14 protein-coding genes are annotated in these 14632 nt (G+C 29.0%); 7 read left to right on the top strand and 7 right to left on the bottom strand.

Annotated elements, in window-relative coordinates:
- Window positions 1–10 precede the first annotated feature (10 nt).
- Window positions 11–715, top strand: a complete 705-nt coding sequence (locus J3359_RS11070) for a TIGR04283 family arsenosugar biosynthesis glycosyltransferase (RefSeq protein ID WP_208076927.1) — start codon at window positions 11–13, stop codon at window positions 713–715.
- Window positions 716–781: 66 nt separating this feature from the next.
- On the opposite strand, the gene J3359_RS11075 is transcribed toward J3359_RS11070, so the two are convergent.
- Window positions 782–2440 carry a glycerol-3-phosphate dehydrogenase/oxidase gene (locus J3359_RS11075; RefSeq protein WP_208076928.1) on the bottom strand — a complete coding sequence of 553 codons (1659 nt, stop codon included), beginning with the start codon at window positions 2438–2440 and terminating at the stop codon, window positions 782–784.
- Window positions 2441–2598: 158 nt separating this feature from the next.
- Between J3359_RS11075 and J3359_RS11080 the strand changes: the two genes are divergently transcribed.
- Window positions 2599–3033: a TerB family tellurite resistance protein gene (locus J3359_RS11080; protein ID WP_208076929.1), complete on the top strand. Its 435-nt coding sequence runs from the start codon at window positions 2599–2601 to the stop codon at window positions 3031–3033.
- Window positions 3034–3036: 3 nt separating this feature from the next.
- Here the strand turns inward: J3359_RS11080 and J3359_RS11085 are convergent, their stop codons facing one another.
- From J3359_RS11085 to J3359_RS11100, 4 genes are read right to left on the bottom strand one after another with little or no spacing between them, the layout of a single operon-like run.
- Complete coding sequence (locus J3359_RS11085) at window positions 3037–3579, bottom strand: pyridoxamine 5'-phosphate oxidase family protein (RefSeq protein WP_208076930.1); 543 nt, start codon at window positions 3577–3579, stop codon at window positions 3037–3039.
- Window positions 3580–3591: 12 nt separating this feature from the next.
- Window positions 3592–4287 carry a LytR/AlgR family response regulator transcription factor gene (locus J3359_RS11090; RefSeq protein ID WP_243765901.1) on the bottom strand — a complete coding sequence of 232 codons (696 nt, stop codon included), beginning with the start codon at window positions 4285–4287 and terminating at the stop codon, window positions 3592–3594.
- Entirely contained in the window at window positions 4277–5335 is a 1059-nt protein-coding gene (locus J3359_RS11095) for a sensor histidine kinase (protein WP_208076931.1), read from the bottom strand. The genes J3359_RS11090 and J3359_RS11095 overlap by 11 nt, the downstream gene beginning before the upstream one ends.
- Window positions 5322–5978 carry a hypothetical protein gene (locus J3359_RS11100; protein WP_208076932.1) on the bottom strand — a complete coding sequence of 219 codons (657 nt, stop codon included), beginning with the start codon at window positions 5976–5978 and terminating at the stop codon, window positions 5322–5324. Before J3359_RS11100 ends, J3359_RS11095 begins: the two co-directional genes overlap by 14 nt.
- Before the next feature lie 154 nt (window positions 5979–6132).
- Between J3359_RS11100 and J3359_RS11105 the strand changes: the two genes are divergently transcribed.
- The 5 genes from J3359_RS11105 to J3359_RS11125 all read left to right on the top strand — a co-directional run bounded on the left by J3359_RS11105 (window position 6133) and on the right by J3359_RS11125 (window position 13380).
- The gene (locus tag J3359_RS11105) at window positions 6133–7608 is read left to right on the top strand and encodes a Na+/H+ antiporter NhaC family protein (protein WP_208076933.1); all 1476 of its coding nucleotides are present in this window, start codon (window positions 6133–6135) and stop codon (window positions 7606–7608) included.
- 859 nt (window positions 7609–8467) lie between these two features.
- Window positions 8468–9001 (top strand): Riean_0653 family protein, encoded by a 534-nt coding sequence (locus J3359_RS11110; protein WP_208076934.1) that lies wholly within the window; start codon window positions 8468–8470, stop codon window positions 8999–9001.
- Between the two features lie 16 nt (window positions 9002–9017).
- On the top strand, window positions 9018–9302 hold the full coding sequence (locus J3359_RS11115; RefSeq protein WP_208076935.1) for a hypothetical protein: 285 nt from the start codon (window positions 9018–9020) through the stop codon (window positions 9300–9302).
- Window positions 9303–9334: 32 nt separating this feature from the next.
- The gene (locus J3359_RS11120; RefSeq protein WP_208076936.1) at window positions 9335–9868 is read left to right on the top strand and encodes a Riean_0653 family protein; all 534 of its coding nucleotides are present in this window, start codon (window positions 9335–9337) and stop codon (window positions 9866–9868) included.
- Window positions 9869–9984: 116 nt separating this feature from the next.
- Entirely contained in the window at window positions 9985–13380 is a 3396-nt protein-coding gene (locus J3359_RS11125) for a T9SS type A sorting domain-containing protein (RefSeq protein WP_208076937.1), read from the top strand.
- A 252-nt stretch (window positions 13381–13632) separates the two neighbouring features.
- On the opposite strand, the gene J3359_RS11130 is transcribed toward J3359_RS11125, so the two are convergent.
- Window positions 13633–14028: a hypothetical protein gene (locus J3359_RS11130; protein WP_208076938.1), complete on the bottom strand. Its 396-nt coding sequence runs from the start codon at window positions 14026–14028 to the stop codon at window positions 13633–13635.
- A 41-nt stretch (window positions 14029–14069) separates the two neighbouring features.
- Window positions 14070–14534, bottom strand: a complete 465-nt coding sequence (locus J3359_RS11135) for an Ivy family c-type lysozyme inhibitor (protein ID WP_208076939.1) — start codon at window positions 14532–14534, stop codon at window positions 14070–14072.
- Between the last annotated feature and the right edge of the window lie 98 nt (window positions 14535–14632).

A 14632-nucleotide genomic window follows, 5' to 3' on the forward strand; every position in this document is an offset into this window, starting at 1 on the left:
ATGTTTAAGTATGTTATTAAGTATTATAATTCCTGTTTATAACGAACGAGAAAATCTTGTAAAAAGGTTGTCGTTTCTGTGTAAACAAACTAACAAATTTTCTATAGAAGTTATTGTTTCGAATTCTCCAGAGACTTCAGACGATAGTTTAGAAATTTGTAAGAATTTCGATAAAGTTACATATTTTACAAGCGATAAAAAAGGAAGAGCAGCACAAATGAATTTTGGTGCCAGCAAAGCCAAAGGCGATGTTTTATTGTTTTTACATGCAGATGTGCAACTTCCTACGGATTTTTATCTGCAAATAAAAAATGCGATTGAAACAGGAAATAAAGCAGGTTTTTTTGCTTATAAGTTCGATAAAGACACTCCTTTTTTAAAATTCAACAGTAAATTTACTACAAAAGACGGTTTGTTTTCTGGAGGTGGAGACCAATGTCAGTTTTTTACAAAAGAGACTTTTAAAGAATTAAATGGCTTTAACGAAGATTTTTGTATTATGGAAGATTTCGAAATAATTGGCAGAGTTCGAAAACAGAAAATTCCGTTTGCAATTATTCAGTCGAAAGCCACTGTAAGTGCAAGAAAGTATGAGCATAATTCTTGGTTAAAAGTAAATTTAATTAACGGATATGTTTTTTTTAAATATAAGTTTGGTGCTTCACCCGAAAATTTGCGTAAAATTTATAAAAGTTTGTTGCGCGAAAGTGTATAAAGTAAAAAAGACCCTTCAGATTTTTAAAACTTAAAGGATCTGCAGACGTATAATTAAAAAAATCAACTACTCAAAAGTAGTGGCATTTTTCAGCATTTTTTCTAATTCTTGTTGATGAAATACTGTTGTCTTTTCATCCCAAGAAAAAATGTCTTTAAAGATTTCTAATACAAATTCTTTATATAAAATCACGCTGTGCGTGTCGAAGAATAAACGTCCAGTTCTTCGCATAAAAAAATCGTTTGGTGTGCAAGTCATTTCGTTATCAATACAAAAAAGAACTTCTGCTTTTATCATTTTCTTTTGTTCACCTTCTTCAGACATTTTTAAAGATAAATCGTCGTATTTCTGTAAAATTGTGTCGGTTTGTTTTCCGTAATTATATACCAAATATTTTGCATCTTTTTCATCAAAACCAACTTCAGCAATTCTATTGTGTATGGCATCTATATAACTTTTAACTTCCTCGAAATTTTCGAAAGTTCCACCAGAAAGTACCAATTCTTTTGTTTTTATGTCTTCAAATTCTTTTTCGAATCTACGTTTGTATTTTTTGGCAACTAAATCTACAATACGTTCTGCCATTTTTCTGTAACCTGTTAATTTTCCTCCAGCAATAGAAATGAGTTCTGTATCAGAAACAAAAATTTCGTCTTTTCGCGATAATTCAGAGGCAGATTTTCCTTCTTCATGAATTAAAGGGCGCAAGCCAGCCCAAGAAGATTGTATATCGTTTAAAGTGATGTTAATTTCTGGAAACATATTGTTAACTGCAGATATTAAGTAGGTTGCATCTACCAAACTTGTTTTTACATGATCTTTATCTTGTTGATAATTGGTGTCTGTCGTTCCAAAATACGTAACTCTTCCACGAGGAATAGCGAACATCATTCGTCCATCAGGAATATCGAAATAAACAGATTGTTTTACAGGTAATTTTTCGTGTGTAACTACCAAATGAACGCCTTTTGTTAAGTGCAAACGTTTCCCTGTTTTAGAGTGATTTGTTTGTCGTAAAGTATCTACCCAAGGTCCAGTTGCATTTACTACATATTTTGCCTTAACATCGAAAGTTGTATCAGAAAAACTGTCTTTTACTTTTGCGCCAACAACTCTTTTTTCTTCATAAATAAATTCGGTTGCTTTTACGTAATTGATAATTTTTGCATTATAATTTAACGCAGTTTTTAAGACTTCCAATGTTAAACGAGCATCGTCTGTTCTATATTCTGCATAATAACCAGCGCCATTTAAAATCTTTTTTGGTAGCAAAGGTTCTTGTTTTAAAGCTTTCTTTTTAGAAAGCATTTTACGTTTGTCTTCTCCTTCTACAGAAGCCAAAATATCGTACACTTTTAAACCAATTGACGTTAACCAAGAACCATAAGTTCCACCTTCAATTAAAGGGAGAATCATTTTTTCTGGAATTACCAAATGTGGCGCTAATTTATGTACAATTGCACGTTCTGTACCTACTTCTTTTACCAACCAAAAATCGAATTGTTTTAAGTAACGCAAACCACCATGAATTAGCTTTGTAGATTTACTTGAGGTTCCAGAAGCAAAATCGTTTTTCTCGATTAATGCTACTTTCATACCACGTGAAGCTGCATCTAAAGCAATACCTGCACCTGTAATTCCACCACCAATTATTAAAATATCGAATTCTGTGGATTGTAAATCTTTGGTAATTTTTTCTCTATTGAAATAAGAAAAGTTGCTCATAATAATGCTTAAATTTTTAAATGAATTTTAGTAAAAAGATAAATGAAAATACAAATATTTATGCGATTACACTTCTCTTTTTTCGTTTTTTATGAAGATTTTATAATTTTTATTCTACTTAAACCTACTTTATTTTTTACATTTATAAAAAAAAACGAATGTCAATATCAGATTTATATTATAATAGTGAACATAGCAAAGAAATAGGTCATTTTGCAAATATTGTAAAAATAGCAAAAGCCGATGGAGAAATTAGTGATGGAGAAAAAGATTTATTAATTAAAATGGGTAAAAAACTGAATATTAGTTTAGAAGAATTTACCATTATTTTAAATAATCCTGAAAAATTTCCTATAAATCCGCCAGTTAGTTACGACGAAAGGATAGAGCGTTTATATCGTTTAACAAAGATGGTTTTAGCAAATGGAGATGTACATTTAAAGGAGCAAAAATTGTTTGAAAAAATTGCTGTTGGTTTACATTTCCCAAACGATAGAGCAGAAAAAGTTTGTGCAGAAGCCATAGAGTTAGTTATAAAAAATGTAGATTTAGACGAATTTATTCCTGCAATTAAAAAAGTAGATAAAGCTTAATTTTTAACTTAAAATATTTGTAGGTAATCCATCGATACTGGTTTGATTTTTATCTTCCCAGTATTGTGTTATGCCTTTTTTTCCCTGAGAAGTAGCCCAAACGTTTAAATCGTTTCTTTCGCCTTTGTATTCCATATAAGGTATAGACATTCCACAAGAAGTTTGGGCAGACTCTACTTTAATATCGAAAATTTGTCTTGTTCCAGGTGTTTTTGGAAACAAAGAAATCAACTCATTCCAAGAAGCATCTCCTTCTTTAATTTCTTTTCCTTTTCCATACAAACGTAAAATATTTGGGGCTTTTTCGAACGAACAGAACATAATGGTAATGCGTTTATTTTCCAATAAATGTGCAGCAGTTTCATTTCCACTTCCAGTAACATTTAGCCATAAAACTCTATTTTGTTCAATAATTCTAAAAGAATCCATTCCTTTTGGCGATAAATTAATTCTTCCAGAAGTTGGTGCTGTAGCTACAAAAAATATTTTTTGAGCTTCCATAAATTTTTGAAGTCGAGATGTTATTTTAGTGTAGAATTTAGACATACTATAAAGATACTATTCGTTTTTAAATTTCTTTAAAAATTCTGATTTATATTTTAATCCAATAGGTATTTTTTCAGTATCAATCAAAATTTTATTTCCTTCAATAGTGTTTACTTTTTTAAAATTGATTGCAAACGATTTATGAACTTGAAAAAAAGTAGTTTTAGGTAATAAATTTAATACCTTTTTAAAGGTATTATTTGTTAAAAGAAATTTATTTTCTAGATGAATTTTCACATAATCTCCAAATGCTTCCACATAAAAAATGGAAGAAATTTTTATTTTATGTAGTTTTTTATCAGCCTTAATTAAAATAGTTTCTTCTGAGTTTATCGCTTTTTTAGAAGTTTCTAATTTATCTGTAACTTTATTTACGGCTTGTAGAAAACGATCAAAAGAAAATGGTTTTAAAAGATAATCGATAGCATTTACATCAAAACCTTCTACAGCATATTGTGGATATGCAGTTGTAAAAATTACAAAAGGCGGATTTTGTAATGATTTATAAAAAGACAGGCCAGATATTTTTGGCATATTAATGTCTAGAAAAAGTAAATCTATTTTTTGGTTCTTTTTTGTTTCCGATAAAGCTTCAACAGCATTATTACATGTTTTTATAAGCGATAAGAAATCTATTTTTTCAATAAAAAGTTTTATAATTTCTTGTGATGCAGGTTCATCATCTATAATTAAACAATTAATATTCATTTACATTTATTTTAAGAGAGACTTGAAATTTATTGTTCTTGATATTTGTAGAAAAAGAATGTTTTTTAGAATAAATAAGTGCTAAGTTTTGTTTAATGTTTTTTAACCCTAAACCACCAACGTTATTAAGCTCTAAGGGTTTATTATTAGGAAGGTTATTTTCAATAAAAAAAGAAAAATTATTTTTAACCTGTCTTATTTTTATATTAATAAAAGTATTTTCTGTAGCACCTTTAATGCCATGTTTAAAGCTGTTTTCTATTAAAGGTAGTAATAACATTGGGTATATTTTAAAATTATAATTATCGATCTTTACATCAAAATTTATATTTGGTTTTTGGTGTCTTGATTTTTGAAAATCGATGTATTTTTCTAATAAAATAATTTCTTCTTTTAAAGTAATCTTTTTCGTATTAGTATTATACAAAACATATCTTAAAATATCTGAGAGTTGTAAAATTGCTTCTGTTGTTTTTGCTTGATTCTTTAAAGATAAAGCGTATAAAACGTTTAAAGAATTAAATAAAAAATGAGGGTTTATTTGTGCTTTTAAAGACGATAGTTGATTTTCTATTTCTTGTTTTTCTATCTTTAAAGCTCTGTTTTCCAACTGGTTTAAATAAAACCAATCTTCAGATAGTTTAATGAGAGTTGTAACTAAAAAAAAAGTACTAAATATAAATACTATTTTTATATTAGAATGATAAGAAATGAAATAAAAGTCAGAGAAAAAACCTTCAATTAAAGAATTAAAAAACCAAATATTTAGCTGAGTAAATAGCATTAAATTTAATAAAAAAAGAAAACTAAAAATTAAGTAATTTTCTTTCTTTAGAAAAACAGGAATTAAAAAATATAAATTTATAGTTACTGGTATTATTATAGTTACAAGAAATGAAGTAGTATAAATATAATCGATTTTAGTAGGAGAAGAATTATCTGAAAAAAGAAATAGTAAAACCAAAAAAGAAGAACTCCACAATAAAATATTAAAAACAACCTTATTATGCGAGTTTATTCTTTTAAAGAAAGTGTTAATCTGTAGCATTTATTTTACTTAAAACGTATTTTGTAGATGTTTTCCACTTTTCTGTATCTTTAGAAGACATATATTTTTTTATAAATCTTTGCAATTCATCTGATTTTGCTGTGAGCAAATATTTTTCATCAATTAGACCAATTTTTTCGTGTTTAATTTTTATCTTTTTATCTTTAAAAAGCGCTTCAATTTTATCTTCATCTAGCCATTTTATTTCTATTTTCCCATTTTTTTGAACGTCATATTTTACCAAACTATGTGTGTATACTAGGTGGCTTTCTAGTAAATTATCAACACCATTTTCTTGGTTTATTGGAAAAAAATCTAAAAACTTTTGATTATTAATAATAAAAGGAGTTGCAATAAATATAACTTCTTTATCTCTATAACTCCTTTGTATAAAGTAACTTTTATTGAATTTATGATATAGTTTTAAATCATCTTTTTTCATTTTTTCAACAGGGTTATTTTTTGTTATTTCATCTACAAAAGCAATAACTTCCCATTTTCCTTTTTTATGATCTTCCCATTTTCCAATAAAATTTTTATCAAAAGAAATAGTTTCTTTTGTGTAAAAAGGGTGTAAAGATTTTACAACACAAGATGTAAAAAGAAGCAAACAAATTGCAAAAAGTGAATTTCTAATTTTCATAAACTTTAAATTTATAGATTATTCTACAAATCAACCATTAGATTGAAAGAAAAAAAATAAAAATCGTTAAACTTGTTTGTTTTCTCGACAAACAATAGTTTTTTTAAATAAACTTTCTAAATTGTAACCTTTAACCAAAAATAAAATCATTTATATGGAATACGGATTTCTTTCAATAATACCACCCATTGTTGCCATTATTTTAGCATTAAAAACCAAACAAGTATACATCGCTTTGTTATTTGGTATTTGGTTTTCTTGGTTAATAATCGAGGGCTGGAATCCATTAAATGGAACTTTAGCCATGATTGAAGGAATGGTAGACGTTTTCCAAGACAAAGGAAGTACAAGAACCATTATGTTTAGTGCTTTGGTGGGTGCATTGTTAATTTTCATTCAGTTTTCGAGAGGAGTAGAGGGTTTTATCAATATTATTAATAAAAAATTGGTAAAATATGAAAACAAAAAATCGGGTTATAGCAGAGTAATGGTGCAAATTTTGGCAACTTTTACAGGACTTTTATTATTTGTAGAAACAAGTATTTCTTCTTTAACAGTGGGTACTTTGTATCGTCCAATTTTCGATAAATTAGGAATTCCACGCGAAAAACTCGCATATATTGCAGACTCAAGTTCTGCACCTTCATCCATTTTAATTCCCTTTAATGCTTGGGGTGCATTTATTATGGGGTTGTTACTCACACAAGGAATAGACAAGCCTTTTGTAATGTTAATTTCTTCCATGAAATACAATTTTTATCCAATTTTGGCAATTGGAATTTTGTTTTGTATCATCTTATCAAAAAAGGATTTTGGGCCAATGAAAAAAGCCGAAAAACGAACTAAAGAAACAGGTTTATTAATGAACGAAGGTTCCAAACCAATGGTTTCAGATGAAGTTACTTCTTTTCCTCCTAAAGAAGGCATTCCAGCAAGAGCCTACAATATGGTTGTGCCATTAGCAACCATGGTTTTTATGATGCCAATCAATTTAATTTACACAGGTTGGAGTGAGGTTAAAGAATTCTCATCCACTTTCGATCATGTAAAACAAGCCATTGGTGCAGGTTCTGGTTCTTCATCCGTTTTATACGCAGTAATTACAGCGCTTTTAGTAGCGATTGCAATGTATATGATTCAAGGTTTTTTAAAACCAAAAGAAGCTGTAAACCTAACCCTAAAAGGAATTAGTGAACTAATGCCATTGGCTTTATTAATGTTGTTAGCATTTGCAATTGGCAACGCTTGTAAAGAATTAGAAACTGGGGTTTATGTAGCAAATGCTACCAAAGAATGGTTATCGCCCCAATTATTACCAGCAGTGGTTTTTATAATTAGTTCGTTTATTGCTTTTTCTACAGGAACTTCTTGGGGCACTTTTGCTATTATGTTGGCAATTGCAGTTCCAATGGCAAATATTCATGCAGCAGATGTTACAATTGTGGTTGCAGCCACTTTAGGAGGAGGAATTTTTGGAGACCATTGTTCGCCAATTTCCGATACTTCAATCATTTCGTCTATGGCTTCTGCCAGCGATCATATAGATCATGTAAAAACACAACTACCTTATGCATTGGTTGGTGGTGCAATTACTGTTATTTTATATTTGATTATTGGGTTTTTGGGGTAATTTTTCTCTCAAAATCGTGAAGATGCAAACTTTTTTTGAAAAAAGCGCGCAGTAAATTTTATTATTAATTATTTGGGCGTTCCCTAAAAAGGTCGCGCTTTCACTACTCGCTTTTTTTGAGAAAAACAAAAAAGAGCTCAAACAAACCGTTCAATCGCTAACGCAAGCTTGTTTATAAACAATTTGTTGTTCCAAACAATTTTATCATTTCCTAAAAAGATTGTTCTAAAATTGCTCAACCCCTAAAGGGTTTTAAACCCTTTAGGGTTACCTTTAAAATTTTTAGATTATCCACGAAAAAGTAAAAATACACTGTCAGTTCGAGGGTTTTTTAGTGAAAAGTAGTGGAAATAAAAAATGTATCGAGCACCTTTTTATACCATTTCTGTTTTAAAATTACTGTAAAAGTAAAAAGCATGTTTTATTAAGATAATTTCAAAAGAAAAATAAGATAAACCTAAATCGCACTAAAAAAATAGCATTAACACAAATACAAAATATTTCCATTTTTTAAAACTGATATTTATCATATTATCAATGAGTTACAAAGTGTATCTTTCCTAAATATAAAAAAGAATGGTATTACTTACCATAATTTCTTGTAAAAAAAGATTATATAAATACTTCCTCCTATTTTTTTGATTTAGATGGAGTATTATAGTTTATAAACTAATATTAATAAAAAGTTATGTTATTGTTAAATACAATTAAGATTAAAATAGAATAACTAAATTTAAAAAATTAATTACCAGAACTTTAACTTGTATAAAAACAAAAAAATAACTATTTATAAAAATATAATTACAACTTACAGAACATTTTTGTAAATAATAATTTTAAGCTCCTAAATAAAATTATCATGAAAAAAATACTTTTATCGTTTACCATTTTTGTTATTACAATAACTTCTTGCGAAAAAAAAGACACCCCAACTTTAACTCCTTTACAACAGTTACCCCCTGCCATCAAAATAGGTGCAAATACTGCAGGTTGTTTAGTAAATGGAGAAGCCTTCTTGCCGAAAGGACACTTTTCAACAGGAAATTTAAAATGCTTTTACATTAATCAGAAAGATTTTTCTTTAGGTATTGCTCAAGTATTTAAAGATACTTTCAGAGGTATATATATATATGATACAAATTTAGAAATAAATAAAACGTATCAATTAACTAATAAGGACCTAGTTTCTCTTAAAAACTCAAAATATGCTAAGTATGAAGATCCTTACTCTTCTAATTTTTATCAAACGACCTCAAAAATCACAGGCGAATTAACCATAACCCACCACGATTATAACAATGCCATTATTAGCGGTACATTTTGGTTTGATGCCGTAAACAATATAGGAGAAAAAGTAGAAGTAAGAGAAGGGCGCTTCGATATGAAATACTAATGTAAAAAATAAAATTATGAAAAAAATAATACAACTACTATTAATTATTAGTGCTTTTGTAACACAAGCACAAACTTATTTAGAACATAAAATAACTGCAACCAATAGTTATTTAGGCAAAAAGACTAGTGTAACTTTAACAATTGACGATGCTAATGGAGACAAAGAAATAACCAAACCCTTAATTGTTGTAGAAGGTTTTGATGTGGGAGTAATTTTAAGCCCTGAAAATGAATATGGATACACTAGCTATAAGAAAGATTTTCAGAAAAAGCTTAGAAAAAAGTGGCCAATTATATAATTTAAAAGTACAAACCTAAAAACTCAATTATTATGAGACAATTCTTTTTAAAAACAACACTATTTCTTTTTGCTTTTACTTTAAGTAATTGCGAAAAAAAAGACACCCCAACTTTAACTCCTTTAGAACAATTACCTAAGGCTACTAAAATTGGAGCCAACACTGCTGGTTGTTTGGTAAATGGAGAAGCTTTTTTGCCAAAAGGACATTTTTCAACAGGAAATTTAAACTGTTTTTATATTAATCAGAAAAATTTTTCTTTAGGTATTTCAAAACGACTAAATAATACCTCTTCTCATATATATATATATATATATAATACTAATTTACATGTAAATAGAACATACTTTCTAACAGAAGATACACTTTCTGATTCAAAATATGGAGAGTTTCAAGCTCCTTATTCTGTTTCTTATAAAACGACCTCAAAAATCACAGGCGAATTAACCATAACCCACCACGATTATAACAATGCCATTATTAGCGGTACATTTTGGTTTGATGCCGTAAACAATATAGGAGAAAAAGTAGAAGTAAGAGAAGGGCGCTTCGATATGAAATACTAAAAAAGAAAATTTATGAAAAGATAATTTTAAAAGAAGAAAGACCACCTGCAAGGCAGGCAATCTTTCAAAACACAGTTAAACAACTTCTTACAATTATTTAACCCAAACACAAAATTATGAAACAAATTACACTAATGTTTTGTTTTTTAATAATAACAAAACTAACTTTTGCACAACAAGAAATAAACAATTCTTTTACAACTAAAATGGACGCTCTTTTTGGGCAATTAGATAAAAATAAAGTACCTGATGGAATTTTACTCGATTATGGAATGGAATTTACCAACCTTGCAGAGTTTAATGGTACATTAACTACAAGAAATTATGTTACCTTAGGTAGATTAGACGAAATTTACAAAACTTTATTAACCAGCAAAATTAATACCAATGCTAATGGTTTGGTAACACCTACTGCTTTTAAAAATAATTTAAAAACCAGTAGAAAAAAGGGCATTATTGCTGTAACTGGTTTTTACTTTAAATATGCAAAATTTAAAGACAATGCTTTAAGTAGTAATTTAATTAACTATACTAATGGCAAATTTTACGATATAGCTAATAAAAACCCTTATGAAACCAAACAAACCTTTGCAATGTCACCTGCAATACAAAAGTATAGTGGTTTAAATTTAAAAGTAAAAATACCTTCTGCTATTTTTTACTCTAACAATAACAACCAAATACAAAGCATTCAAATAGACTTTAACAATGGTAATGGTTATGTAACCATTCCTTTTAACCAAAATGTTACAGTTAATTATACTACTGAAGGTTTAAAGACCTGGAAATACAAATTAAACTTAACCAATGGAACTAGTGTATATAGTCATTCTAAAATTAAAATAGAAAAAGGTTATGAAACTTATACTTATGGGAGTAACAATCTACAAAAATTGACATCAACAGGTGTTTCAAGATATCCTTGCAAAAAAATAACAGCAACCGATAGTTATTTAGGACAAAAAGCTTCTGTAAATTTAACCATAGATTTAGCGAATGGACATAGCCAAATAACCAAACCTTTAATTATAGCAGAAGGCTTTGATGTTGGTGTTATTTTAAGTCCTGAAAATGAGTATGGATACACTAATTATGAAGATGATTTTAAAAGAAGCTTACAATTTTCTGGGACACAATTAAAAAGGTTAATAGCAGACTATAACAAACAATACGACATCATTTATGTAGACTGGGACAATGGCGTAGATTATTTACAACGCAATGCCTATGCTTTAGAAGAAGTAATAAAATGGGTAAATAGTGTAAAAAAAGGCAAAGAACAAAACGTTGTTTTAGGGCAAAGTATGGGAGGTGTTATTGGACGTTGGGCATTAGCAGATATGGAAGAACGTGGTTTAAACCACGATACACGTTTATTTATAAGCCACGATGCTCCACAACAAGGTGCAAATGTACCTGTTGGTATACAGTATGCTTATAGGCATATTCAAAATCAGTTTATAAATACCACTGCAGGTGTTTTAGTTTCTTTATTTTCAGATGTAGAAGAACCTTTTAAATTATTAGATACTCCTGCTTCTAAACAGTTGTTAAAAAACCGAGCAACAAATAGCTACGTATTAGAAAACTCTTTACACACTTCGTTTTATAATGATCTTAAAAACAAAGGTCTTAATAATAGCGGAGGTTACCCAATAAATTCAAGAAACATAGCCATAAGCAATGGTAGCGAATGCGGTAGTTCACAAGGTTTTGTGGCAGGTAGCGATTTGCTTAAATATAAAAACAGTAATAAATTATCTTTTCTTCAAAATCTTATTGCTCCTGCTTTTTCTTTTTTAGGTGGGGTATTAATAGGGGATATAGATCTTTGGGGTGTTACAGTTTTAAGTGTATTTCCTGGTAGTTCTAAATTTAATACTGACATTTGGGTCAAATCAATTCCTTATGGAACAGGAAATCAAATTTACAAAGGAAAAATATCTTATACTAAAAAAATTCTTTGGTTAATTAGTGTTACAACAGATATTACAAACGTAAATAAAAACCAGCCAAGTGGTGTTTTGCCTTTTGATAGTTATGGTGGTGGATATTATTCTGTAACATCAAACATAAATCCTTCGCTTTTGCCAAGTGGCGTTTTTATAAGAGATAAATTTAGTTTTATACCCACTTCAAGTGCATTAGATATTGGTAAAAATAATATTGCTTTAAAAGATGTAGATTATAAGAGTGCTTATGTTGGCGGAACACCTCCTACAGGTACAAAAAAGAGTCCTTTCAAAAATTTTATTTCAGATTTTGATAAAAACCCAAACTCTCAAAATAAACCTCATATTTCATTTAACACACGAAACGGAAATTGGTTAGCGAAAGAATTAAGCAAAGAAGTTCCAAAGGCAAACTGCTCTATATTTTGTGCTAATCAAACAATTTCTATAGAAGGCAACAATGCTTTATGTAAAGCCAACACTTACACATTAAATATAGATAATGGTATTCAAAGAAATTGGTCTGTAATTAGTGGAGCCAATTTGGTAAGTACACTTACTACTACAGATAATTCTTTTAAAGTAACTAAATTAAATGAAGATAGTACTGGGAAAGTTGTTATACAAGCTGTTGTAGGTAATACAGATTGCGATCAATCAAAAACAGTTACAAGAACAATTTCTTTACTTACAAAACCCACCATAAGTTTTAAAGACACCTCTCTAAGAGATGCTATTTTAGCAGGTAAAAAACCTGCAGACTACCCAAATGTGTCTATAACCAATGGTAGTAAAATTACAATAGACCAAACCTTAGCGAACACCATCTCTTGGAAATATACCCGAGAAAAAAAGTACATTCCAGAAGACGCTCCAGGTACACATACCTACTACGACCCTGCCTCTTTGGTTGGCGACTTTGTACCTTATACATCGTGTTTGCGACTAACAGATAGTGGTTTGCCTACTTTAGCTTCCAAAAGTGTAGCAAGTTTGGTGTCGTTAATTGATTATTATTTTCAAGAAGATTTTTATAGAACACTTCCTGATTCTTCTGGAGATGTATTACCAGATGGAAGTGCCTATAACTATGATTTGCCAACCATACAAGAAGTTTCTTTAAATGAAAGTCCTAAAATAGTATTTAGTAAAAGTGGTTTATTAGAAGTAGAAGTTACAGCAATAAACCAGTGTGGTTGTGCAACAGATACCAATGTGTATAAAACAGCTACCTCTACAACTCCAACAACTCCAGCACCCCAACCCTTTGTAACTTTTACTTTAACACCTAACCCAGTACAAGAAAGGTTTGTAACCATATCTTTAGATAGAAGAACTAAAACCACAAACCCACTAGCAATTGAAAATATAAATTGTAAAATTGCCTTTACAAAAGTTGCTACAGGTGCTACTGTATATAGTAAAGAAGTAATTTTTATTAACAACACCCAAAATTTCTTAGTTGATATTTCTCCTTTAACTAATTTAACTACTGGTGTTTACACAGTAACTGTTACTTCCAGTTACGGCACAACGTCTAAAAAGCTTATTATAGAATAAATGTAAAATTTAACTATTTCAAAACGTCATTATAAAATTAATGACGTTTTTTTTTGCTCAAAAAGAAAACAAGAGGTTCAAATTCCCTTGAAATAACGCTAATACCATTTCTGTTTTGAAATTACTGTAAAAGAAAATAATGTTTTTTATTTTGAGGTAAAGAGAAAAAGCGTGTTTTATTATGGTAATTTCAAAACAGAAATGGTATTATTAACCTTTTATGCAAAAACGTAACGTTTTTACATTTAAATTCTACTTCGCCAAAACCCCACGCTTCTTCAATTCAGGAATTTCTCTTAAAGCACCTTCTTTAACAGTATTTTCTTTGAATAAAAACGTTTTTTCGTACAATGTATTTCCTTCAAAAAAAGTTACTTGAAAACGGTTATTTAATTTAAATAGTTCTGGTTGCATAAATTCAATTTTTGCAAAAGAATTTGCTGGTAGTTTTTCTACTTTTTTACGCAATAAAGAAGTCGTTTTTTTGGCAGAAAAACCTTGCGAAACAATCACGACCATTTCTAAATCTACCTTTTTATTGTTAATTAGGTACACATTCCAATCGTTAGTGTTATAAATGTCGTTAAACTCATATACAACAGCCATTTTTACGTCTGTAACTTCTGGTACTAGAATATCTTTTTTCATAAACCCATCTTTTTTAACTAAAAAAGCAATTATTCGATAAGCTATTTTATTTTTAACGACTTTGTTAATTTAATTTTATCTTTTTCGGCAAACTTAGCGAGTTTGCCATTTTCGTCTATTAAAACATTTAGGTTATCGCCTTTAGAATCGTAGAGAATTGTAACCATATAAGCAGGGCAATTGTGCTTTAAGCAACCTGTTAATTTGTATATGCTATTTTCGGAAACAATTGGCGTTTGAACATTAAAATTCTTTACCATTTCTTTATACAATACCCCTGTTAGTTTTTTTAGTCTTAACGAAATATTATTCTTGTCGAAAAAGTTTATTTCACTTGCGTATTTTCCTTTATTCTTTGTAATTATATTTTGGTGTATTTGAGAAGTTACTTCCTTTTGTTGTTCAACTTTAAAACTTTTTGTATTATTTTTCGATTCTTCACTTTTTCTCTTACAAGAAATAGCGAAAGCAGTTAGTATTAATATGGTTAAGATTGTTTTTTTCATTACTATTAAAATTTATTGGCTTAAATTTAAAACAACAATTTGTTGCTTTTTTTATTGTATTATTTACAACAATTGTTTATAATAAGGGTATTCCTCTT

Source organism: Polaribacter cellanae (assembly GCF_017569185.1).
In the GTDB taxonomy this organism is placed as follows: Bacteria; Bacteroidota; Bacteroidia; order Flavobacteriales; family Flavobacteriaceae; genus Polaribacter; species Polaribacter cellanae.